Annotated in this window: 27 protein-coding genes; 18 read left to right on the plus strand and 9 right to left on the minus strand. The window is 43.1% G+C overall.

The annotated features are described in order from the left end of the window. Positions 1-135: 135 nt before the first annotated feature. From C2756_RS03925 to C2756_RS03950, 6 genes are all read left to right on the plus strand, one after another. Positions 136-639, plus strand: coding sequence for a DUF4423 domain-containing protein (locus C2756_RS03925; RefSeq protein WP_215320178.1), 504 nt, complete (start codon positions 136-138; stop codon positions 637-639). Next, positions 632-1,360: a Fic family protein gene (locus C2756_RS03930; RefSeq protein ID WP_215320180.1), complete on the plus strand. Its 729-nt coding sequence runs from the start codon at positions 632-634 to the stop codon at positions 1,358-1,360. The genes C2756_RS03925 and C2756_RS03930 overlap by 8 nt, the downstream gene beginning before the upstream one ends. 28 nt (positions 1,361-1,388) lie before the next feature. Continuing rightward, a complete protein-coding gene (locus C2756_RS03935) occupies positions 1,389-1,580 on the plus strand; it encodes a hypothetical protein (protein ID WP_088524963.1) in 192 nt (63 codons plus the stop codon). A 124-nt stretch (positions 1,581-1,704) separates the two neighbouring features. Further along, a complete protein-coding gene (locus C2756_RS03940) occupies positions 1,705-1,971 on the plus strand; it encodes a hypothetical protein (protein ID WP_215320182.1) in 267 nt (88 codons plus the stop codon). After that, positions 1,971-2,246, plus strand: coding sequence for a hypothetical protein (locus tag C2756_RS03945; protein WP_215320184.1), 276 nt, complete (start codon positions 1,971-1,973; stop codon positions 2,244-2,246). The genes C2756_RS03940 and C2756_RS03945 overlap by 1 nt, the downstream gene beginning before the upstream one ends. 29 nt (positions 2,247-2,275) lie before the next feature. Next, entirely contained in the window at positions 2,276-3,871 is a 1,596-nt protein-coding gene (locus tag C2756_RS03950; protein ID WP_215320186.1) for a tetratricopeptide repeat protein, read from the plus strand. Positions 3,872-3,958: 87 nt separating this feature from the next. On the opposite strand, the gene C2756_RS03955 is transcribed toward C2756_RS03950, so the two are convergent. The 6 genes from C2756_RS03955 to flgA all read right to left on the minus strand — a co-directional run bounded on the left by C2756_RS03955 (position 3,959) and on the right by flgA (position 11,121). After that, positions 3,959-4,372 (minus strand): hypothetical protein, encoded by a 414-nt coding sequence (locus C2756_RS03955; RefSeq protein WP_215320188.1) that lies wholly within the window; start codon positions 4,370-4,372, stop codon positions 3,959-3,961. A 126-nt stretch (positions 4,373-4,498) separates the two neighbouring features. After that, positions 4,499-6,847 (minus strand): flagellin, encoded by a 2,349-nt coding sequence (locus C2756_RS03960; RefSeq protein WP_215320190.1) that lies wholly within the window; start codon positions 6,845-6,847, stop codon positions 4,499-4,501. Positions 6,848-7,038: 191 nt separating this feature from the next. Next, a complete protein-coding gene (locus C2756_RS03965; protein ID WP_215320192.1) occupies positions 7,039-8,541 on the minus strand; it encodes a flagellin in 1,503 nt (500 codons plus the stop codon). 294 nt (positions 8,542-8,835) lie between these two features. Continuing rightward, the gene (locus C2756_RS03970) at positions 8,836-9,666 is read right to left on the minus strand and encodes a hypothetical protein (protein ID WP_215320194.1); all 831 of its coding nucleotides are present in this window, start codon (positions 9,664-9,666) and stop codon (positions 8,836-8,838) included. A gap of 79 nt (positions 9,667-9,745) precedes the next feature. Continuing rightward, the gene (gene flgM / locus C2756_RS03975) at positions 9,746-10,051 is read right to left on the minus strand and encodes a flagellar biosynthesis anti-sigma factor FlgM (protein ID WP_215320196.1); all 306 of its coding nucleotides are present in this window, start codon (positions 10,049-10,051) and stop codon (positions 9,746-9,748) included. A gap of 191 nt (positions 10,052-10,242) precedes the next feature. Beyond that, positions 10,243-11,121 carry a flagellar basal body P-ring formation chaperone FlgA gene (gene flgA / locus C2756_RS03980; protein WP_215320198.1) on the minus strand — a complete coding sequence of 293 codons (879 nt, stop codon included), beginning with the start codon at positions 11,119-11,121 and terminating at the stop codon, positions 10,243-10,245. A 216-nt stretch (positions 11,122-11,337) separates the two neighbouring features. Between flgA and flgB the strand changes: the two genes are divergently transcribed. From flgB to flgJ, 9 genes are all read left to right on the plus strand, one after another. Further along, positions 11,338-11,778 carry a flagellar basal body rod protein FlgB gene (gene flgB, locus C2756_RS03985; protein WP_215320200.1) on the plus strand — a complete coding sequence of 147 codons (441 nt, stop codon included), beginning with the start codon at positions 11,338-11,340 and terminating at the stop codon, positions 11,776-11,778. A 27-nt stretch (positions 11,779-11,805) separates the two neighbouring features. After that, entirely contained in the window at positions 11,806-12,216 is a 411-nt protein-coding gene (gene flgC, locus C2756_RS03990) for a flagellar basal body rod protein FlgC (protein WP_215320202.1), read from the plus strand. Positions 12,217-12,228: 12 nt separating this feature from the next. Then, positions 12,229-12,945 (plus strand): flagellar hook assembly protein FlgD, encoded by a 717-nt coding sequence (locus C2756_RS03995; RefSeq protein ID WP_215320204.1) that lies wholly within the window; start codon positions 12,229-12,231, stop codon positions 12,943-12,945. 53 nt (positions 12,946-12,998) lie between these two features. Continuing rightward, the gene (locus C2756_RS04000; RefSeq protein WP_215320206.1) at positions 12,999-14,579 is read left to right on the plus strand and encodes a flagellar hook-basal body complex protein; all 1,581 of its coding nucleotides are present in this window, start codon (positions 12,999-13,001) and stop codon (positions 14,577-14,579) included. Positions 14,580-14,625: 46 nt separating this feature from the next. After that, positions 14,626-15,366 carry a flagellar basal-body rod protein FlgF gene (gene flgF / locus C2756_RS04005; RefSeq protein ID WP_215320208.1) on the plus strand — a complete coding sequence of 247 codons (741 nt, stop codon included), beginning with the start codon at positions 14,626-14,628 and terminating at the stop codon, positions 15,364-15,366. 41 nt (positions 15,367-15,407) lie between these two features. Then, positions 15,408-16,196 carry a flagellar basal-body rod protein FlgG gene (gene flgG / locus C2756_RS04010; RefSeq protein WP_112294522.1) on the plus strand — a complete coding sequence of 263 codons (789 nt, stop codon included), beginning with the start codon at positions 15,408-15,410 and terminating at the stop codon, positions 16,194-16,196. 5 nt (positions 16,197-16,201) lie between these two features. Further along, a complete protein-coding gene (locus C2756_RS04015; protein ID WP_215320210.1) occupies positions 16,202-16,879 on the plus strand; it encodes a flagellar basal body L-ring protein FlgH in 678 nt (225 codons plus the stop codon). A gap of 120 nt (positions 16,880-16,999) precedes the next feature. Further along, complete coding sequence (locus tag C2756_RS04020; protein WP_251372144.1) at positions 17,000-18,076, plus strand: flagellar basal body P-ring protein FlgI; 1,077 nt, start codon at positions 17,000-17,002, stop codon at positions 18,074-18,076. A gap of 11 nt (positions 18,077-18,087) precedes the next feature. Then, entirely contained in the window at positions 18,088-19,107 is a 1,020-nt protein-coding gene (flgJ, locus tag C2756_RS04025; protein ID WP_215320214.1) for a flagellar assembly peptidoglycan hydrolase FlgJ, read from the plus strand. Here flgJ and C2756_RS04030 read toward each other — a convergent pair. Both C2756_RS04030 and C2756_RS04035 read right to left on the minus strand, forming a co-directional pair. After that, a complete protein-coding gene (locus tag C2756_RS04030) occupies positions 19,104-20,726 on the minus strand; it encodes a tetratricopeptide repeat protein (RefSeq protein ID WP_215320216.1) in 1,623 nt (540 codons plus the stop codon). The two genes, flgJ and C2756_RS04030, sit on opposite strands and share 4 nt — an antisense overlap. Before the next feature lie 64 nt (positions 20,727-20,790). Then, positions 20,791-21,150 (minus strand): hypothetical protein, encoded by a 360-nt coding sequence (locus C2756_RS04035; RefSeq protein ID WP_215320219.1) that lies wholly within the window; start codon positions 21,148-21,150, stop codon positions 20,791-20,793. 107 nt (positions 21,151-21,257) lie between these two features. On the opposite strand from C2756_RS04035, the gene C2756_RS04040 reads away from it, so the two are divergent. The 3 genes from C2756_RS04040 (at position 21,258) to C2756_RS04050 (ending at position 23,408) form a co-directional block, all read left to right on the plus strand. Beyond that, complete coding sequence (locus C2756_RS04040; protein WP_112294526.1) at positions 21,258-21,584, plus strand: hypothetical protein; 327 nt, start codon at positions 21,258-21,260, stop codon at positions 21,582-21,584. A 276-nt stretch (positions 21,585-21,860) separates the two neighbouring features. Beyond that, on the plus strand, positions 21,861-22,112 hold the full coding sequence (locus C2756_RS04045) for a helix-turn-helix transcriptional regulator (RefSeq protein ID WP_088526006.1): 252 nt from the start codon (positions 21,861-21,863) through the stop codon (positions 22,110-22,112). Beyond that, entirely contained in the window at positions 22,113-23,408 is a 1,296-nt protein-coding gene (locus C2756_RS04050) for a type II toxin-antitoxin system HipA family toxin (protein WP_215320221.1), read from the plus strand. 102 nt (positions 23,409-23,510) lie between these two features. On the opposite strand, the gene C2756_RS04055 is transcribed toward C2756_RS04050, so the two are convergent. After that, on the minus strand, positions 23,511-23,750 hold the full coding sequence (locus C2756_RS04055; RefSeq protein WP_133062492.1) for a hypothetical protein: 240 nt from the start codon (positions 23,748-23,750) through the stop codon (positions 23,511-23,513). Between the last annotated feature and the right edge of the window lies 1 nt (position 23,751).

Here is a 23,751-nt window from a genome sequence, read left to right on the forward strand (position 1 = left end):
TGGATGTGGAAAAATATCTAGTCTTATGCGGCATTGAACACTATCCCCCCAATTTATGGATCTTTAAACCGGCATATAGTAAGTCTTTAAGTTATTGATATTGCTTTATATTTACATCTAAATTACAATAACCACATGGACATTAAAGGCCGCATCTTGCAATCCCTTCGCCCGCGTCGAGATGGGCTTTTATTGCGCTTAGACACCAAGTCTTTTGGCAGCCCTAGTCAAGTTTCTGATGCCCTGCGTTCTTTGGTTGATAGTGGCCTTATTGAAAAGCTAGATCGAGGTGTTTACGCTAAGCCTTCTAAGGTGTTGGAATTGGGTAAGGAAGCGTTGCTAGCAAGCGCTTCTTTGAGAGTAAAAAACTTGCGCGATCAATTCATACGCCTCAGTAAGCGAACTCGTTTGACGCCAACCGCTCGATATGTCAAGAGTTTGGCAAAAAGTGAGGGCGTTGTATTTAATCCCATCTATGCAGATCGTTGGGCGAGTTCAGTTACTGAATTAGCCGGTGATGAAGTAAAGAGTGACTCAACCGATGATTTACTGGTCGCTCTTACACGCTCAGGAAAAATGACCCCCAAAGATATGGTGGCACTGGTAATCAAACACCATAAAGACCTCAAGCGTGTTTGATCCATTTGGCGATTATGCTTCACGTGGTTATCTGCGCAACACCGCTGGCGAAAAAGATATAGAAATCATTAAAATTGCGGAGCACGAACTATTTCGTGCTCAGTTACCAATTGCTTTGGATTTTTTAGCACAATGCAAAAGAATTGAGTACTCTGATTTTTTGGAAGTCCACCGCATTCTATTTTTAGGTCTTTATCCTTGGGCTGGTGAAGATCGAAATACGCTTTTGCCAGATAGGTCCATCAGCAAAGGTGAGGTGTACTTTTGCCACCCAAAAGATTGTCAGCGTGCGATTGAGGAGGGGCTTTCATCCGCTCAAGACAAACAACAAATGGCAGTAAGGCCAGGATTTATTATGGGCATGTTTGCATTTGGTCACCCATTTCTAGATGGCAATGGGCGTGCCATGCTCCTTGTTCATGCTGAGTTATGTTTTCGTGCGAATATGTCGATTGATTGGATTGCTACTGACAAGACTGCTTATCTAGAGGCATTAACTCGTGAAATTGAATATCCTCATGCTGGTGCTTTAGATCAATATCTGCGCCCATTCATTGTCGAGAAAATTCACCGAGATCAGTGGTTGGAATGTATATCAATCTTGCCAGGCCTTGATGGGGTCAATGCAGGGGTAGATTCTTCAGCGCAATATGCGGATCCGCAAGTGGCTGAGAGTTACCAAGCTTTCGAACGTCGGCGTGACTATAAGCTTGCAAGCTAGATAACCAGCCAGCTATTCAAAACAGCCTATGAATACAACCTTCCAACAAGCCTTCACCCTTCACCAGCAAAGCGAAGTAGAGCAAGCAAAATTGCTTTACGAAGATATTCTCCAAAATGATCCCAATCATTTTGACGCTCTGCATAAGCTCGGAGTGGCAGTTACCGATGAAGATCCTTCAAGAGCAGTGCAGTGTACCTGGGCTACTTGTGCAAATTGACGCGCAATGAATGCCGCTATTTGAACTCTCCATGTTAGGCATTGATTTTTACCCAACCAAGAGCCTTGCCAGCATAAATAATATTCTATACAATACTATTAATAGTGTTATTAAGGGGGTGATAATGGGTACCGTCGTAGCAAATAATTTAAAAACTAAGGGCATAAAAGCCATTGAGGAAGCTTTACTAGATCAACTAGAAGCGCCTGTATCCGTGCGTGGACAGGTGAAGTATGTGGTGATGAGCCAGGAGCAATATCAGTATTTACGTGAATGCGAACTGGAGGCTGCACTAGCTGAATCCAGGGCTGATTTGGCGGGTGGACGCTTTGTTAAAGAAACCGTGGCTGAGCATATTAAACGTCTCAAGCAGATCAATAAGTCAGCCTAATGAGTTGGCAGTTAATCTTTACTGAGCAATATAACCGGCGCGCTGCGAAGTTTCTAAAGCGTCTTCCTGATGTGGAAAAACAGTATGCCAAAGCACTAGAACTGTTAGAGCTCAATCCCCATCATCCTTCTCTGCGTCTTCATAGTTTATCTGGAAGGCTTGATGGCTTACAAAGCATTTCGATCAATTTGAAATACCGGGTCACTATTGAAATGATTATTACTGAACATGAGATTATTTTGATCAATGTTGGTGATCATGATGCGGTTTATTAAACTAGCTACTAAGTGATTCAATAAAGCAAATGAGTACATCCTTCGAAAAAGCCTTCATATTTCACCAGCAAGGTGAAATAGAGCAAGCAAAATTACTTTACGAAGATATTCTTCAAAATGATCCCAATCATTTTGATGCTCTGCATATGCTCGGAGTGGCAGTTACCGATGAAGATCCTTCAAGAGCAGTGCAATTACTCTCCAAAGCGCTTGAGATCAATTCAACGATGCCAGAGTGCTTTAATAATGCAGCCCATGCGCTGATGAAGCTGGGGCAGCATGCTTTAGCACTAGAGTGCTGCCGTCATTCCATCGCACTTGAAGCTGGAAATTGGACCACATACGCGAATGCTGCAGAGGCGTTACGTAATCTCCAGCGCCAAGAGGATGCCTTGGTGTCGATTAATGCCGCTATTAGTATTGCGCCAACCATGGCTAAGCTCTATTCCAACCGAGGCAATCTCTTTAAAGAGCTGGGGCAGTATGAACAAGCATTACTAGAGTATCAAACAGCGATTGAGCTAGACCCAGGAGACGCTACTTTCTACGTCAATCGAGGGTTGGCATATCAAGATTTAAACCTGATTTATCCTGCGATTGAGAGTCAAGAAAAGGCGATTGCTCTAGACCCTCAGTTAGGAGCGGCACACGATAACCTGGCAAAGCTGTACTTACTCAATGGTAATTTGCAATCGGGTTGGGGTATGTATCACTGGCGCTGGAAAGGCCTTGGTCTGACAACCCAGCCCTTAAAAACCAGCAAGCCAAGATGGCAAAACGGCAGCACAGCCAAAAGACTATTAGTTTGGGCAGAGCAGGGCGCAAGCGAGCATATCCTCTTTGGCAGCTTACTTTTAGAGATGCAGCGATTAGTGCCAAATCTATTGGTGCAGATTGATCCGCGTTTAATGCCGATTTTTGAACGCTCGATGCCAGAAATTACCTTTTATTCTGCAACAGAAAACGTAGATGAATCGCTCTACGATGCTCATATCGCCTTAGGGGATCTACCGGGACTTTTTAGAAATCAAATCGATGATTTTCTGAATGTCAAACTTCAGTATCTCAAGCCAAAATTTGAGCAAAGAAACCTCATTAAAGAAACGCTAGCCAAGCAAGATGAGTTGCTCATTGGCATTTCTTGGAAAGAAGAAGATCACTCAGCTAATAAATTAAGCAAATCCAACAAAACAAACAATATAGACCTGACTCAATTAGTCTCTTCTTTGAACATGCCTGGCATCAAATTTGTAAATTTACAACGGGGTATTAGTAATCAAGAGCTTGCAGACCTTCAGTCCAAACTGATGATCCAGGTTTATGGATATGAGCAGCCTAATCATTCATTGGAGTTTGATGACTTAGCGGCACTAGTCAGCGCATGTGACATCATCATCACAGTAGATAATGAAGTAGCTCACTTGGCAGGTGCTATGAATATCCCTTGTTGGGTCTTATTACTCAAGGCGCCTCATTGGCGCTGGCTATCTGGTGTGACTTTAAGTCCTTGGTATCCAAGCTTAAGGCTTTACCGACAAGAGCATCAGAGTGTCTGGGATGCACCTCTAGATAAAATCCGCCATGATCTGGTACCGCTATTAAAGCAGTCTACTCAATACAACTGAGCAAGATAATTAATGCATAGCACAAAGTAATACACCTAAGCTATTGCTTAGGTGTATTGAATATCAATCGAATGGGGAATTACAGAATTAAGCGCTGTGCTTCATCGGCTCTGCGGCCTCAGCTGGTGCTGCTATGGTTCCAGCTGTTCCCTTGTTGTAAGGGCCTAAGATAACTTCCATTGATGCAATGACCAGGGGAAGATACTCAAAATTCTGTGACTGAATGGCGCCATTGAGAATCTGAATATTGGTGCTATAGATTGTCTTGAGCATGGTGCGGTGTTGAGAATGTAATTTCTCATTGAGATTCTCTTGCACCCACTGTAAACCCTCAGCGATTTCTAATAATCTTTTGTGATTGGTAACAGGATCAAATTCACCAGCCATGATACGTTTGACCATGCTGATGACAGATTCAAACCAGCGTTTTTCAAAGCTAGCACCAGTCAGATTGTTGTCAACTGACACATAAGCATTAATGGCGTTTTTGCTATTAAACATGATGGTCTCTCGTTATCCGTTATTTCGTGTTCTTAGTTAAAAGTATTCTATCTGAAACCCCTTTGATTTGTATGAACTAATGGTGAAATGATCATTAGCGCAAATCAAAGGGTGTCAGGGTTCAAATTAACGGAATATTGACAAAATTGCAGCCGCTGCGGTGTTCATTTGACTTACCAAATAGTAGTCCACGCTTTGCTGAGTATTCAATTGTTGTAGATTAGCCTGCAAAGCAGTCGGATCAATATTGGCAATTGCATCAATTGTCTTTTGCATACCATTCTTGATATTGGTTGCATTTTTCAATTGAGCTTGAATACCAGCTGTTGCTGCAGCAAGAGATGCTTGTGCAGTAGAAACGGTATCAATTTGACCGGTAATCACCTGAGTAGCTTTATTAGCATTAGCAATTGCAGCATTTTGTGTATTCCACTTGATTTCAGGTGGAACTGTTGAGGTATTACCATCTTTATTATCAATTGCTAAAACGTTATTGCCTAAGTCAATCGCAGTGAAGTAATTGGTGAATTCAGAAACCTTACCAGTTAAAGAGCCACCACCAACATCTGTATTGGCGAAAGTTCCGTATAGATTGCCAGTATCACCACTATTAATTACGTTTTTGAAGGCATCTAGAACTTGTTGAGGCGTTGTAGTTTGTGATGCTGTAAACGTAAGGCCATTAATCGTGACGCTGTCACCAGGAAATAAATTGGCAGTACCAGCTAATAAATTAGTGTTGGTGAATGTTAAGGTATTTCTGGTGGTGGTATTACTGTTTTGAGACAGCAAGGCAATTCCGCCAGGAGCGCTGCCTGTTGTTAGTGGATCTATTGTTGTTAGGCTAAATGTGTTGCTTGAAGTAACAGTTGCGCTGACACCGTAGGCGGAGCCACCGGTAATCTTCGTACCAGTATTAGCGTTGATACCTACTTTTGTAATTGGAGATGAAACTGTTACTTGATTCTGGCCTGATAGTGTGTATGAAGCAAGACCTGAAGCAGTGTCTCCGGTTGTCAAAAGATTGGTTAGTTGTCCGCCTGGTGTGCTGTAGCTCCACGCAATAGTCGTTGTAGAGCCTCCAGCACTCACAGCTATACCAAGACCATCAATTTTTTCACCATCCCAGTCGCCATATTGACTAGTCGAAGCAGAATTACCAATTTTGGCTAAGAACGCCGTTGCAACTTGCGCCGCTGTAGCTGCTCTAGTCGCTGTAAAAGTCAAACCGCCTGCGGAGAAGCTATCGCCGCTTGATAAATTGCGGAAAGTGAGATTTTGAACTTGTGTTACTGGAGTTGTTGTGGAGGTAAAGGTTCCAATACTTGGATCTGGTTGAACACCATTATTAATATAGTTGACAAATGCTGCGCTCACTTGTGATGGTGAAATACCAGCAGCGCTAGTTCCTGGTCCTGGACCCGCAGTAAAAGTTAAATTACCAATAGTCAGAGAGTTACCCTGAGCCATACTAGTAGTTGGAAGAGTTATCGTTTGAGTTTGAGTAACTGCTGGGCTTGCATTTGAATTTGTATATATGATAGACGTATCTGAATTGCCACCAGTCGCTGTTACAGTAATAACATGAGTATTGGACCCTGTACCAACGGATGTAGTAAGCGCTGGGTAAGCGACAACAGTGCCACTTCCAGTGGTACTAACAAAAGTGCCGCTTGTTATCTGAGTACCTGACTGGATATAATTTTTGAAGGCAGTAGCGAGGTCAGGACCCGATATATCACTTGTAAGGGTTAGCGTTACAGTTACTGGAGTTGGCAAACCTATCGTAACGGCACATGAATCTCCAGCCTTCAGTCCAGTCAATGGCAAAGTAATGACTGGAGTAGTTTGACTGCTACTTACAATTGCAGCTACGTTTCCAATGGGTGATCCCACAAGGGTTACAACTGGAGTAGTTAAATTCGTTGCAGCAAAAGTTTGATCGGTAATTTGCATGCCAGTAATCAATAACTGCTTTAGAGCAGTAACCAATTCACCCACATTGGTTGCATTAACTTGAGTTTGAGAATCTGGGGTGCCATCAATACCAGTAGTCACTTGTAAGCCAAAATCTGTATTGAGTAGATTAGCGCCATTCACGCTGGCACTAGTGACCAACTGTTGTATTTGATTCGTTAAATTCTGGAAAGTGAGATTTAAGCTATCGCGATCGGTTGAGGCAAATCCCGCGCTTGAGGCTTGAGTGGCTAAGCCCTTGAGCTGACTCATAATCGTAGATATTGAAGATAAGGCAGACTGAGCTACATCAATCGCGCTACCCGCATCAGTTAAGTTTTTGGTAACCGAGCCATAGCCCGCTACTTGAGCCGTCATTCGACTGACAACCCCAGTTTCAGCGGCATTTAGCGTCGCCTTACCAGATGCAAGTTGGGTTTGGGTTTCAACAATGCCTTTCTGTACCTCATTGACAGACTGAGTCAGTGTTGAAGCTAGCGAAGTAATAGTATTGCTCATGATATTTTTTCCTTAAATATCCAATCTTTTTATGTAAAATCCAGGTGGAAATTCTTGAAATACCTGGCCCTATACACGACAAAAATCAATAATTAGGGAAACTATATAAGGGAATCATCCCTTTGAATCCATTAAAAAAGCCGGGAATTACCCGGCTTTTTTAAGCTTAGACAGCTAAAACACTAGTTAAATCAACGGAAAATCGACAAAATCGCCGCTGCTTCGGTATTCATTTGGCTAACCAAATAATAATCGATCGATTGTTGATTGTTCAATTGCTGTAACTTAGCTTGCATCGCAGTAGCATCAATGTTTTGGATTGAGTTTACTGTGTTAGTCAAGCCTGTTTTCAAGGCTGTGTTAGCAGTAGACTGAGATGTTAAACCAGTAGCTGCTGCACTTAATGTTGCTTGCCCTGTAGATACGGTAGTAAGTTGAGACTTGATGGTATCAATGGCTGCTTTTGCATTCGATACTCCATCGTCTTGGGTTACGGTTGCTGTGTGTACTCCTGCAGTTTTCCATGTTAACTCAAGTGTTGTACCGGTTGGTGCTGTAACAGTATCGTATTTAGCATGAGCGGCCGTGTATGACAATCCCGAAAAAGTGCCATATGAAGGAGCGGCATTGGAATTAATAAAACCATAAAAATCTGTTGCAATATCTTCTGCAGCAACAGTAGATTGAGCCGTATAGATAATTCCACCAACAGATATAGATTGCCCTTGAGTTAATCCTGAATTAAATGAAATCGTATCAATTTGATTGGCAGCCTCGTCTCCGTGCTCGATGGTCCCAGCAGCAGTAGCACCTCCAGAGCCTCCTACAACTAAACTATTGGCAGTTTGATCGCCTGAAGCTGCTCTTGTAAACGTTAGTACGCCACTAGTATTTGTTGAGTCTGTGTAAATAGCATGAATGGCTGCCCATGATGAGCCGCTAAATAAACCTTTGCCTAGTGTATAGGTTCCATCATTAATGAAGCTATTAAATGCTGCCGCGAGATCAGTTGCTTGTTCTGTTTTAGATCGAAGTGCAAACGCAGAATTTGTTGTAAATTTCAAGCCTGCCAAAGTATAGGTGCTACCAGCAGCATCCTTGGTACTAGCTGCTGTAAAAGTCAGTGTATCAACCTGGTGTACATCGCTTGTAACGTCAACAGATGGCGCATCAACTGAGGCATTAATTTTTAACAAATCAAGCGATGTTGAAAGTGCCGCAATATCTACTCCATTTACTGTCGTCTGCGCTGAATCTGATCCGTCGATCCCTGTTGTAACGCTTAATGAGGATCCGTTTAGTAAGTTACTTCCATTTACAGAAGCACTCGAACCTAAATTCTTAACTTGGGTTGCAAGACTGGAAAATGTTGCCTGTAAGCTATCGCGATCAGTTGAGTTTAGGCCAGCACTAGAGGCTTGATTGGCGAGGGCTTGCATTTGGGTCATGATAGTTGCAATAGAACTTAACGCACTTTGCCCAACGCTAATGACGCTTTGGGCAGTTGTAATATTTGATAAGGTTTGCTCGTAACCAGTTGCTTGAGCACTTAAGCGTGTTACAACACCTTGTTGACCAGGATTCAGTGTCTTTAAACCGGCAGCTAATTGGTTTTGTGTATCAACGATTTCAGCTTGAACGCGTGCAACAGAATTTGATAGGGTCTGTGCTAAACCTGATAATGGCATTGGCATGATTCTTTTCCTTTAGTATAAATTTATGCATCCACAATGGATTGCAATAAACGGTCTGGTTACGCGAAATGCATAACAACAAACCAACTTACGAAAAGCATCAGTGCGCAGTGCGTAGACCACATCAACAGAGCTTGGCGCTAACTATGACATTAGCTATTTGAAAACTTCCGAAGAAGCCTTCGTTCTATATATTCTTTAACGGAGTGGGTTGGTAAAACTTAAGTATTTTTTTGGATTTAATTCTGTGTTGCCACATCGATATTGGCAACTATCCATCTTTAGATGGAGGGCTTAAATGCTTGCGTTTGCCTTGGCATTAGCAACAATGAGAGCCTTATAGGCATTTGGGTCCAGCTGGCTAATCAATTGGTAGTCAATATTTTGACGACTTTGTAGTTCAGCTAATTGAGCCTTAAGTTTTACTGGGTCAATATTCTGTATTGCATTCACTGAATCTTGTGCAGTCTTTGCTTGACCTGTAAGTTTATCGGCCTGGGCTGTGAGTCTTGTCGATGTCATCTTGAGCAAGGTTTGACCATTATTAATCTGGGCAAGCGCGCTATTGAGAGCATTCATTGCTGCTTGGGCATTTTGGGGTGTATCGAGCTTGATATTACTCATGAGGCCGGTAGTCATCATGCCGTAGATATTGACGCTATTAATGAATGATCTTGAGGCAGGTGTTTTATCGGTGCCGATGATGACATTCATGCCAGCTGTACCGGAGAGTAGGTTAGTGCCATTTAAGCCTGCTTTAGTAGCTAGCTTACCAATCTCAGTGACGAGTTGTTGAAATCTAAAGTTGAGGTTAATACTGTCAGAAAAACCTAGGGTGGGATTGCTAGCTTGAGCTGCCAGCTGTTGCATCTGCGGCATCAATTTTAAGATGGAAGTAATTGCAGTTTGCGCAACCCCAATAGTCTTCTGCGCATTTGCAATACTGTCTTGCGGTGTTGCATAATTTTTTGCAGCTGTAGAAAGTTTGGTAACTTCGTCTTGTTGCGCAGAAGTTAGAGTGGCTTTGCCATTCTTTAACTGCGTATTAATTGAATTAATTTTTGTCTGAAAATCTTTTACATAGTTTGTAAAAGTATTCACTAAATTTGTTTTGGCAATACTCATGATGATCTCTGATATTGCCTAGGTGATTTATGTTGTTGCTTCAGCTAAATTGATTACGTAACTGCCGTAATGCAGATCATTATTTTTTGAGCAATGCAACGGCATCGTTAATCATGCCATCCGCAACTTTGCCAGAATCAACTGTGAACTGACCGCTTTCAATTTCACTGCGGATCATGTCAACTTTTTTAGAATCAAATACTGGGCTATTAGCAATAGTCGCTTGTAATGCTTGCAACTGACTAGAAAGTGTAGTGATATCAGCAGCAGGTGGCTTTACTGAATTAGCACTAGGCCCAATCGTTGAAGTAGGGTTGCTCTCACTCGCAGCAGGTTTTTCCACTACGGTATTGAGCGCGGTCTTCAAAGAATCATTAATTTTCATGGGAACACTTTAGCCTAATTTAGGTACTGCTCGTTTCTCAGTTTTTTGAGTCAAACTATCAAAACACTATACAACTTAATGCTATATCACCTGAACTACTTTTACATCTTCTCTAACGGCTTTATCTAGCCTAACTTTAGCTAAATCCGGCCTTCCTTGGCGCGTTAGAAGAATATAAATTATTGGTTAGCCTACTTGCTTTGGCCGCCTACCTCAACTACGCCATTTTCTTTGGCAATCCCGGTCACAACACTGCCATTACTGACCTTGACTTTGACTAGCTCCCCTTCGGAAGCCTCATTTAACGCCTGACCGTCCGTGCTAATCGAGAATCCCTTGCCGCCACTAGAAACCCTCACAGATTGCCCTTTTTGCACAATCAGGGGCATTTTGAGCATTTCTTTTTTGAGGACGGTGCCTGCTACTAGGGACATTCTGGCGGTTTGACCGATAACACGGTTAAATTCCGTAAAAATGCCGGTTGGCAGGATGGTTAGATCGCCTTTTTGGAGTTGTAATTCATTGGCGGAGATGGTTTGACCCTGGCCGATCGGGGCTCCAGCAACTACATAGTTGGCAATGATGCTGACGTTAGCCTGGACATAGACGGTCCAAGGTTTGGGTTGGCCGCAGCGCACACCCACGGTTGTTCTGCCCCAAGCAGCGCTATTGGGCGGAAAAAAGGCTTCTGGAGAAGGGCAATAGGTTAATTGAGTGCCTTCTTCCATCGGGGTGACGGTAATTTCTGGTTTGCCAGGTGAGCCGGCACTTTGGGTAGTCAAAAAGTCTTTCACTTTTTGATTAATGATGCGCAGATTCTGGAAGGCAGGTGGATTACCAGCGTTAGTGGCTGAGTTAGATCCTGGGTTCTGTCCTTGGGCTGGTGCTTGATTTTGTACCTGTGCCCAGCTGATTTTGGGGTAGAGCACCACGAAAGAAAGTAATAAGGAGATCAACACGCTGGCAATCATGCCAATGATCAAGGTCTCAAAACCACGCAAAAAAGACCCGAAAAGGGGCTTTTCAGTACTTTTCTTGAATTCTAAGGGCGTTTCGTATGAGGGATGCATGCTTAATTCCAGTCCAAAAGGATGGCGAAAACATGATTTTAGGATTTTGGGGGCCAGTCAATGCCTCAATTAGCCGAACTATTACCCCTTTTATTGGCAAATCAAGGAAGGGGTGGGCAAATTACATTAGTGAAAATGCCATAAATAGGTATTTGTAGTGCTACAGAACCTATTACGGCTGACTTGAGGATTTCTTTAGGGAAATTGGAGAAATAAATGGATAAATTAGACGCGCTCTTTGATTTTAATGCAACCGCCCTGCGGGTTAGGGCCCAACGCCAAGAAATTTTAGCGGCCAATATCGCCAACGCGGATACCCCGAACTATAAAGCACGGGATATCGACTTTGCCGCCTCACTCCAAAAAGCCCTAGAAGCCAATGTGGCTAGTGCCGCCAATAATGCGGCGGTGAGCTCTAACGGCAATATGTCGCTCGCAACTACTCATGGCAAACATATTCCCGGGGGTACTGGCGGCGTTAATGAAGCTGACTTACTCTATCGCCCCTTGATTCAGGGCAGCGTTGACGGCAACTCGGTTGATGGTGAGGTGGAAAGAACAGCCTTCGTGGATAACGCGATTCATTACGAAGCCAATATCACGATGCTCAATGCCCAGATTAAAGACATGAACGCAGCACTCAGTCCTACTTCCTAATTCTTTTCGATAGAACGGTAAATTCAAATGGCCTCCTTACAAAACGTTTTTAATATTTCTAGTTCAGCGATGAGCGCACAGTCGCAGCGCTTAAATACGGTTGCCAGTAACTTAGCAAACGTAGATAGTGCTACTAGCTCAAACGGTCAACCTTATAAAGCTAAGCAAGTTATTTTTGAAGCAACACCAGTAGGCACCTCTGGTCATCAAGGCGTCAAAGTCAACAAGGTAATTGAAGATCAGTTACCGCCACGTATGGTGCACGATCCAGCAAATCCATTAGCAGATAAAGATGGCTTTGTGGCGATGCCAAATGTCAATGCAACCCAAGAGATGGTGAACATGATTTCAACATCACGCTCTTATCAAAACAACGTTGAAACCATGAACGCTGCAAAAACAATGTTGCAAAGAACATTAACCATTGGTCAAAACTAATAGGGACTAAAGATGAGTGCGATTCAAAACAATACAGTCAGTAACAGTGCAAGCAATAGCGCAAGTAATGGCATCAATACCAAATCCATCGGCGGTAGTGCTACTGCAGCCTTGAACGCATCTGCTAGTTCTGCAGCGCAGATCCAAGATCAGTTTATGACCTTGTTGGTTGCGCAAATGAAATATCAAGATCCTACTGATCCAATGAAGAGTGCAGAGATGACCAGTCAGATGGCGCAGATCTCTACAGTAGAGGGCGTTAATAAGCTCAATAGCTCCATGAACTCTCTCTTGTCGCAAATGCAATCGAGTCAGGCATTTCAAGCTTCAGGCCTGGTTGGTAAAAGTGTGCTGGTTCCAGGTAATACATTAAACCTCACAAAAGGACAGGCGACTTTTGGGGTACAACTAGATTCTCCCGCATCTTCCTTGAAGGTCAATATTTTGAATGGCGCAGGTCAGTCAGTTGATGTGATGACATTGGGTCCACAACCTGCCGGTACTGTACCTTTAGCTTGGGATGGTAAAGATATCAATGGCAATCAGTTACCAGATGGCCCATATAGATTTCAACTAGCAGCTAACGTTGCTGGTAAGAATATCAATCCAACTGGCTTAGCAACGGCTAATGTCACTGGCATTCTCAATCCTACGGCGAACACCAGCGCACAGATCATGTTGGATAACAACACAACCACCAATATTTCAAATGTGGCGCAGATTCGCTAATTTGTCAGTTAAACACTAATTACCAAAACACTGTTAATCACTAAAGGATCTATATGTCATTTGTCGAAGGATTAAGCGGTTTAAATGCAGCCTCAGAACATTTGAGCGTGTTGGGTAATAACATTGCTAACAGTGCAACAGTCGGCTTTAAAGCTTCGAGTGTTGACTTCACCAATGTATTAGCACGTCACCTTAATGCCGCTAATTCTGGATCACCAGTACAAACTGGGGGTGGGGTACTGGCATCAAATGTGATGCAATCGTTTACCCAAGGTCCGATTAATACAACAACCGTACCACTCAATGCGGCCATTAATGGTCAAGGTATGTTTGCATTACAAGACCCGGTTTTAGGTCAAACAGTCTATACCCGCAATGGTCAATTTACTCAGAACGTCGAAGGTTTCTTGGTGAATGGTTCTGGCTTTCAGGTACTCGATATTGCTGGCGCCCCGATTCAGCTACCGGTAGCTCCAGCGGATATTCGCCCTGGTTCTGCTAACACTAATCAAGTAGATGCGGTTGGCTTTAATTCACCGCTATCACCTTATGGCACTGTTACTTTTGGTGGCTTAAGCTATACCAATACCGATGGCAAAGTGTTAACTGCGGCACAAGTAGCCTCTTTATTTAGTGGTCTGCAAGCAGGTGATACACCGGCAACGATTGCAGCCCGCTTTAGTAATTCAAGTACAAACAATTACCCATTATTTACTCCTGCAAACAATACAGTGAGTTTTAATAATCTGGCTGCTAACGAAAGCGTTACCGTTGCAGGCCTGACCTTTACCGCTGGTGCATCAGGTGCAACGTCAGCGAATGTGGCAGCAGCATTTACTGGTTTAGCTGATGGCACTATCAAAAATAGTGTGACTGTTACCAATGGTGTTCTCAATGGCACATTGGCTGGTGTACAAACATCGAGTGCGCAAGCAAGCAATGGCGCATTAGCGTTTACCAATAGCAACAACACGTTAAATACACAGCTGTCTATCAGCGCTTCGAATGGAAATACTCCAATCGTTGCCAATACAGCGCCAGTCATGACGGGTATGTTTGGTGGAGTGTTAAGTAACTACAACACTTTAGCTGCAATACCAGCCAATATTCCAACAACGTACTTAGGTCAAAACATCACACCAGCTCAGCAAGCAAATACCAGCTGGGTACAGGCTACTTTTACTGGATTTGGTGAGCAGCCTGCGATTAATGTGACTGCATCTGGTTTCTTAACGGGTTCTATTCCGATGGTGGCGACTAAAACTCCCGGTACCGCTATTGCGCATTTAAATACGATGGCGATTAACGAAACGGGCACCATCATTGGTACTTATAGCGATGGCCTTACTAGTGAACTCGCGCAAATTGGTGTGGCAAGCATTCCAAGCTATACCGGCTTAAAAGCAGTGGGTAACGATACCTGGGTAGAAACTTCTAAATCAGGTGCGCCTTTATTAGGTAGCGTACAACTGGTCGGCAGCAAGATTCAGGGTTCTGCATTAGAAGGCTCGAACGTGAATCAAACGCAAGATATGGTGGCTTTGTTGGCAGCCCAGCAGGCTTATCAAGCTAGTGCTCAGGTGGTCAAAATTGAAAACCAAATCTATCAAACCCTCATCGGAATGAATGGCTAAGGCGGCTATTAATACTTTGAATGCCAGAGAAAGCTAAGGAGAAACTATGGATCGTGTAATTTATACCGCAATGACTGGAGCCCAACATATCTTGGACCAGCAGGCGACGAACTCCAATAATTTGGCTAACGTATCGACTACTGGCTTTAAGGCGCAGATTGATTCTTTTCTATCCGTACCAATTCAAGGTGCAAGCCTGGATACCCGTGCGTTCGTAGTCAATGCCTCAGGCGGTACAGATTTTTCTCCTGGCGCTATTAAGCAAACAGGGCGTACTCTGGATGTGGCAATCGAAGGCAAGGGTTGGTTTAGTGTGCAACGCCCTGATGGTACAGAAGGTCTGACCCGTAATGGCTCATTCAAAATTAGTGAGAATGGTATTTTGCAAACTGCTGGTGGACGCAATGTGCTTGGTGGTGGTGGCCCAATTACCATCCCTCCAAACGTGAATATCTCCATTGGTGCTGATGGCACGATCTCTAGCGTGGATCCTGCAGTGAGTGGAAGTCCTTCTACTCCGATTGACGTCATAAAGCTTTCGAATCCTGATGAAAAAAGTTTAGTGCGTGGAGACGATGGCCTATTTAAATCTTCTACTGGCGCTGGCTTTACAGCAGACCCCGCTGTGAAGGTGGTCAATGGCGCCTTAGAAGATAGCAACGTGAGCGTGATTCATAGTATGGTCAATATGATTTCTTTGGCCCGCAGTTTTGATATTCAAATGCAGCTCATGAAGAATGCTGAGAATAGCGACCAACAAGCCGCTCAGCTCTTCAATTTAAGTTAAGACTTTATGTGTCAAGATGCACCTAAATTAAAGGAAATAAGATGATACGCTCGCTCTGGATTTCAAAAACTGGCCTAGAAGCACAACAAACCCAAATGGACGTAATCTCCAATAACTTGGCGAACGTGAGTACTTCTGGCTTTAAAAAATCACGTGCGGTGTTTGAAGATTTGCTCTATCAAACTCTACGCCAGCCTGGTGCGCAGTCATCACAACAAACCCAGCTTCCTTCTGGTATGCAAATTGGTACTGGTGTAAAGCCTGTCGCAACTGAGCGCATCTTTACCCAAGGTAACCTACAGCAAACCAGTAACAATACCGATATCGCGATTAATGGTAGCGGCTTTTACCAAGTCTTGATGCCAGATGGCACAACCCAATATACTCGCGATGGTAGTTTTCAGATTAATAGCACTGGTCAGTTAGTGACTTCTAGTGGCTACACCATTCAGCCGCCGATTACGATTCCAGCAAATGCTCAAACCGTTACGGTTGCAGCCGATGGTGTCGTTTCCGTAACCTTGCCAAATACTGTTGCGCAAACGCAAATTGGCCAAATCCAGTTGGCAACCTTTATTAATCCAGCAGGTTTGAGCGCTAAGGGTGAGAACCTCTATGCCGAAACTGCAGCGTCTGGTACGCCAAACCCATCGAATCCTGGAGCTAATGGTACGGGTGTTTTAGTACAGGGTTTTGTGGAAACTTCAAACGTGAATGTCGTTGAAGAAATGGTCAATATGATCCAAACTCAACGCGCATATGAAATCAATAGTAAGGCGATTACAACATCCGATCAGATGTTGCAGCGCTTGGCACAATTGGGTGGTTAATTCAAATGCGTTTAATGTTTAATTATTGCAACTCCGCTATCAAGCTTGTTAGTGCTGTCTCGGTACTATCCATCTTAGGTGCGTGTGCCGTGACGCCTTCGACCATTACTCAAAACCCTGGTCCCGGTACTGCACGACAATTTAATACCCAGAATGCTCCTGGAACAATTTTTAGTACCGCAAGCTACAGACCCATTTTTGAGGGTAATCGTGCGCGTGCTGTAGGCGATATTGTCACAATTGTCGTTGCCGAGAGTACTCAAAGTAAAACAACTTTAGATAACTTGTCATCTAAGACTGCCTCATCTACTGCCACTGCAAAAGACCAGTTTGGCAATACGATTAGCCCAACTTGGAGCTGGGCTAACGGCCTCTCCAATGAGAACAAGGGTGGTGGCCAGCAAGACAACACCTTTACCGGAAATATTGCTGCGACTGTACTTGAAGTGTCACCAACAGGTTACTTAACCGTAGCGGGCGAGAAACAAATTGGCTTTGATGAGGGCGCTCAGTTCATTCGTTTTTCTGGAACCGTAAATCCAAAAATGATTACTGTCAACAATACGGTTGATTCCAATACAGTCGCTGATGCTCGTATCGAATATCGTACTAATAACACCATGGATAGTTCTTACATGGCGAGTTCGATCACCCGTTTTTTCAAAACTATGATGCCTTTCTAATTACTTATGTTATTGCTAACCAGAACCCACCGTTTTTCATTATTTAGAGCAGATAAAACTCCACAATGGCAAAAAAGCCTAGCGGCGTTCTTAGTGGTCTGCGCTGGTGTTTTGGCAAGCATGGTGATTATTCCTGCAGCGCAAGCAGAGCGCATCAAAGATTTGGCTAATATTCAAGGCGTTCGTAGTAACCAATTAATTGGTTATGGTTTGGTGGTGGGCTTAGATGGTACAGGTGACCAAACTACCCAAACCCCATTCACGCTCCAAAGTACTTTGAATATGTTGCAGTCCTTAGGCGTCACACTGCCGCCAGGTACCTATTCACAAATTCAGTTAAAGAACGTTGCTGCAGTCATTGTGACTGCCAACTTGCCGCCATTTGCACAAATTGGTCAGAACTTAGACGTGACTGTTTCCGCTATGGGTAATGCCAAAACACTGCGTGGTGGCACACTCTTATTGACCCCTTTAAAAGGTGCTGACGGACAAGTTTATGCGATGTCTCAAGGCAACGTGGTGATTGGTGGCGCAAGCGCATCTGCTAACGGCAGCTCTGCAACGATTAACCAACTCAATGCCGGCCGTATTTCAGCAGGAGCAACCGTTGAAAGAACCATTCCGAGTAATTTGTTGGGCATGGAGATGGTCAGTCTTGAGTTAAGAAGCTCAGACTTTTCTACCGCCAGCATTGTGACTGCGGCCATTAATAAGCGTTTTGGCAAGCCCATTGCTTTTGCCCAAGACTCTAGAGTGATTCAGATTGATCCGAATACTGTCGAGAACGGTAATCGAGTGCAATTCTTAGCTGCCTTAGAAAGTATCGACGTCATTCCTGCCAAGGGTGAGGCGAAGGTTATTCTCAATGCGCGTACTGGTTCAATTGTGCTTAATCAAACGGTTGAGCTAGAGAACTGCGCAGTAGCGCACGGTAACTTGACTGTGGTGATCAGTACAACACCAGTAATCAGCCAACCAAGCGCATTCTCGAATACGGGCAATACGGTTGAGGCGAAGGTATCTCAAGTGAGCTTGAACCAAGACCCAGGTAATGTGATTCAGTTAGCTGGTGGTGCATCATTATCTGATGTGGTTCGTGGACTCAATGCTGTTGGTGCCACACCACAAGACTTGGTCGCCATCTTGCAGGCCATCAAAGCCGCTGGTTCGCTACGTGCTGAGCTTGAGATTATTTAAGCAACACCACAATGGCATTACCTAGTAACTCTATATCAGCGTCTGATGTCAGCAATCAACTGGCATTAGACACTAATAGCCTATCCAGTCTCAAAAAATCTGCTAAAGAAAATTCTCCTGAAGCTATAAAGGGAGTCGCAAAGCAATTTGAGGCGATCTTTATCAATATGATGCTGAAAAGTATGCGAGAGGCTAGTCCACAGGATGGTGTCTTTAATACTGAGCAAAATAAACTCTACACCTCAATGTTTGACCAGCAGTTGAGCCAAAAGCTCTCGTCAGGCAAAGGGATTGGCTTAGCCGACGTCTTGGTTAAGCAGCTCAGTAAAGCCGCAGGTATACAGACCGATGCGATCAAGCCAGGGGATGAGCCCATTAGCTCAAAAGCACTAGGTCTAAATCGATTTGATCCCAATATCAGTTCTAAGGTATCTGCCTACACCTCAGTAGCATCCATGTATGGCAGCACTAAGCCCACTCCCTCATTTATGGATAAGGTCTCCAAACTCTTTAGTTCGCTCGAAGATGCAGGTGACGCAATGGCTTCTTCAGTGGGCAATGCTGTTAAAGAAACCGTTAGCTCATTTACGAACAAAATGTCTAGTTATGCGCAGCAAGCCAGTAATGCTACCGGACTACCAGCGCAGTTTATGTTGGGTCAAGCTGCACTAGAAACGGGTTGGGGTAAAAAAGAAATAAAAGGCGCTGATGGTACTCCCAGTAATAATCTATTTGGTATTAAGGCCAGCGGGAATTGGACGGGCAAGACTGTTTCTGCAGTCACGACTGAATTTATCAATGGTGAAAAGCAGACCAGAGTCGAAAAATTCAGAGCCTACGATTCTTATGCGGATTCATTTAAAGATTTTGCAAACTTGATTTCGAGTAACCCGCGTTACCAAAATGTCTTAAACAATCTGAGTAACGTCAACAGTTATGCCGATGCAATGGCCAAAGCAGGGTATGCAACAGATCCTGATTACGCCAAGAAGTTGGCTAGCGTGATCAAGCGGGTAGGGAATTCATCTTAATGTACTGTTTTATCCAAATCAGTTCTGAGCATTTTTAAAGCATGCTGCCAGTCACCACTTACATTATTTCTGTATAGCTTGGCTGACGGATACCAAAGACAATCCATTCGATCAAGCAACCATCTCCAATTAGGTCTAAAAGGTAGCAATATTCTAGTATCTTGCCCCAAAGCCCCTGATAAATGAGCCGTAGAATTATCAATGGAAATGACACTATCACAAGCTTTTATTAGAGAGGCCAATCCATCAATATCGTTAAAGTTATCAATAGATTCTATTTGAATGACATGATGTCCGGTTGCGATACGAGCCTCTTCAATTTCTCTTTTTGAATCTCCGTATTGAAGGTTAACAAATTGATATTCATTTGGAGAAAACGAATCAATTAATTTTGCTAGTTGAATACTTCTCTCGCCACCTTTTTTTATATTTGTGGTTCTCCAGCTAATTCCGTAAATTTTTTTTGTAGAGCCGGATATTTTATAAATCTGATCTCTAATATCTTTAGTTTTTTGTTCTTCATCAAACAAATAGCGAGAAGGGGCATTTTTAAAAGAGCCCTCACTTAGTCTTAAAAATTTACCTAAACTTCCAATAGGAATATGCGCATCAAATTCTATATTTTCTATAGGGCATGAGGCATCTAAAAAAATTATCTTATTATGGGGCAAGCGATTCACAAGGGGCAGTAGTCGACCATCTATCAATACTACAGTTTTCCTGCAAAGTTCCTTAAATTCTTGGATTAAAGACAAGAACATAATAATGTCTCCAATTCCCTGTTCTGACCATACTAAAACGGTTTGATTTCTATCTCCCAGCCATGAAGGATAATTTTTGTAAAGCGTAGAGGCATTAAATTCTTCAGTTTTCCACCGCCACTCATATAAATCCCACCCCTCTTTGTAATGCCCTGTTAAGAGTAGTAAGAGACTTTTACTAAAGTACGTTTCAGAATCGGGATTGAGGGCTATTGATTTTTCATAACTTTCTAATGCTTCTTTGATAAGCATTCTTTCCTCTAGAGCAATTCCTCGGTTAAAGTAAAACTTGAATTGATTTGGTTCGATAAAAATTGCTTTTTCATAGTTTTCTATTGCTTCTTCTAGCTTATTTTGCTTACGTAAAATGTTGCCTTTGTTGCATAAAGCATCAGCATAGTTAGGCTGTATTGCAAGAGCTTGATCATAGCTAGAAAGCGCCTCATCTATTCGTCCAAGTCCCTCGAGAGCTGCACCCTTATTCATGTGGGCTTCTGCAATTTTAGGATTAATGGCGATTGCTTTGTCAGAGCTTTGCAGTGCCTCGTCTAAATATCCAAGGGCCTTCAATGCGTTACTTAAGTTGCTGTATGTATGCGCATTATTAGCGTTAATACGAATTGCCTTGGTCAATAATTCAACAGCTTTTGTGAATTGTCCAAGTTGAATCATTACTGCCCCCAAAATCTGCATGGCATCATAGTTATTCGGCTCGATCATTAACGCTTTTTCAAAGATAGATTTTGCTGCATCAAATTGATGTTGATTTATTAGCGCCAAACCGTTCGTTATCATATTACTGATGTCTGGATGGGACACTCTAGGTGTAACCTGAGGAATTAATTTATTTCGACTCATTATTAAAATTTAGAAAATATGATATTGGGTAATCTCTAGCCTTTTTCATTTATAAGCCCTATCTTTATTGCACCCACTCTTTGAGTGGCAGCAATTGCTTATCAATAAACGCTTCCAATATAAAACGGTCTGCGCCACCGAGATTGGGGTTGATATGCTTATACAAAAGAAAAGTAATCATTTGGATGGCATTTTTACGAAACTCATTCGGAAACATGACATTGACTTGCAGATTCGAGGCTGCCAAGACGCTTTTGGAGTCCAGGGACCTGAGCTCCGGAATCAGCGATTTTTGACCATCCATCATCTTTACCAAAGCAGCCTTGTATTCAGCCCCACTGCGCATCGCATCATTAAAAGCCTGGCATAAGAGGCGGGCAGCTCGTTTGTCGGCTACCCTGATTTTGGAGGCACTGGTTTTCATGGGATTTGGGCTATAAAGTCCTGAGATACCGCTTCATTTTAGAAGATGTCATAATGCCATGACTACTGAGATGTAATGCATCTAAAACTATTAAAACTGGACCCTGTATGGCTGCTTTAACCGAATCCGAGCTCATTGAAAGATTATGCAGAACCTTTAACACCCAGTTTTCCGGTAACCGTAATGCCATGCAATCTCTGGCAACGACCATTGAAGTCTCAGAAAATTTACACCCTGGATTACGGGGTCTGAATGGCAAGAATTTTTTGTCCTCATTCACAGATCGTATGAATGTTTGGCACCCAGATGAGGTGAGAGCACTCGTGATTGATATGTTGATTCATTTGGTCAAAGAAAAAATCACTACGGATTCATCAAAACAAGCTCTCAGCAGAGAGATTGACGGCTACTTATTGCCTATCAAATTTTGGTGATGTGAACAGGCTCATTGCAGTTATTCAGGATGAGACTGGAAATGACCTCTTCATGAGACGCAAGATTGAGGGCTAGACTCTCAACGAACTGCATCTTGATAGCCATTATTAAATTGGTGGGTTATTCACTATTAGTTAGTGGTGATATACAGTAATATTTCCCGATCGGGAATATATGCCTATAATTTGAGCAAATAATCTATAAATTTCCCGATCAGGAAATTATGTTGAAAAAATAGGCATATTTGATTAAAATTTCCCGAACAGGAAATATTTATGAGCACATCCATTCAAAATTCAACAGATTTAGGTAGTCTGATCCGTGAAACTCGTAGGCGTTTGAAATTGACTCAACCACAATTGGCGCTCGCCGCTAACGTGGGGGTAAGGTTCATCGTTGAACTGGAGGCGGGTAAACCCACGCTGAGATTGGAAAATATTCTCAGGGTGTTGCAAGCCTTGGGTGGTGTATTAAGCGTAGAGGGCATGGACCCATTTATTGTAAACAAGCAAGAGGGTGCGCGCTAAATGGTTCGAGAACTAAACGTCTGGTTTTTTGGTGAGTGCGTTGGTGTGCTAACTCAAGACGAGGGTTATCTGTCTTTTCGATATTTACCTCAATGGCTAGAATCAAAAAATGCTAAGCCTCTTTCGCACTCTTTGCCTTTAATTCCCGAATCATTTGGCGACAAGATTACAAAACCTTTTTTTGCTGGCTTATTGCCAGAGGGTGAGAAGCGTGCTGCAGTAGCCAGCATCTTAAAAGTATCCAGTAAAAATGATTTTGCATTATTGGATGGTATTGGGGGTGAGTGTGCAGGTGCATTGATTTTATTGGAGCCTGGTCAAATACCTCCTCTAGAAGCGCATGCAAGTGAATCGATAGAGTGGCTTAAGGAAGATCAATTACTTGGAGTCCTAGAGAAGCTGCCGAAGCGACCATTGCTTGCTGGAGAGTCCGGATTAAGACTTTCTCTTGCAGGAGCCCAAGAGAAGTTACCGGTAGTTGTTAGAGAGGTGCAGAGTGAGGTTGCTCGAGGTAATTATTTTGAAATTGGCCTACCAAAAAATAATATTCCCAGCTCGTACATACTTAAGCCAGAGATATCGGATGTGGATGGAAGTGTTTATAACGAAGCCTTTTGCCTTGCCTTGGCTAAGGAGCTAAAGCTAAGTGCAGCTACCGCTCAGATTGGCTGCACAAAAGGTAAAACGTATTTGTTGGTAGAACGATATGACCGTTTTTGTGACAGCAATGGACTATTAACAAGATTGCACCAAGAAGATTTTTGTCAGGCATTGAGTGTGGGTCCAGAGTTTAAATACCAAAATGAGGGTGGGCCAACTATTGTCGATGGATTTACATTGGTACGTAAGGTCACCACACCGAGTGCCCCTAATCTTTTGAGGCTACTGGACTACATCATCTTTAATTGCTTGGTTGGTAACAACGATGCCCACGCAAAGAACTTTTCATTACTATATGGTCGAAATGGAATTCAATTAGCGCCACTCTATGACGTGTTATCAACAGCGGTCTATCCAGGTCTTACCGATAGTATGGCCATGAAGATTGGCAGCAAATACCGCTTCGATGAATTGCATGTACGCCATTGGGTACAGATGGCCGAATCTGCCCAGTTAGGTGCACCTCAATTAAAGAGGAGAGTACTTGAGATCGCTGATGTATTGCCAGGACTTGCGCAGAGTCTTCACACTCAATTCAAAGCCAATGACTTGGATCACCCAATTCTTGGTCAAATTACTTCATTGATTGAGGGGCGCTGTAAAACAACAATCAAGCGCTTTGCTATCAGCGAGTAAATACATGATGACTGGCGGAGATCAATTTTTGAAGTGAGCAATTTTCTCTTGATTAAGCTAGTCGCCGATCAATTAGAAAGGCGAAGAACTTATAGCTCAGTTTTATTTTTTAATCGCCATTTCTTTCATTTTGTCCCGCATACCCTTTAATTCAAACTCGACACTTTCTACGCGGGTGCTGACACTGACCACTTTTTCACGGGTTGATTCAAAGGCATCAATGGCATTTCGAGCTTCAGCCTGATTTTCCTCAATAATTCTAAATATAGTTTTGATTACTTTTTCTTGCTTATCAATCGCATCACTCAGCTTGACCACAAAAGCAGCAATACCGATCACCATG

The sequence above is a fragment of the Polynucleobacter sp. UB-Siik-W21 genome (assembly GCF_018687415.1).
Classification (GTDB): Bacteria; Pseudomonadota; Gammaproteobacteria; order Burkholderiales; family Burkholderiaceae; genus Polynucleobacter.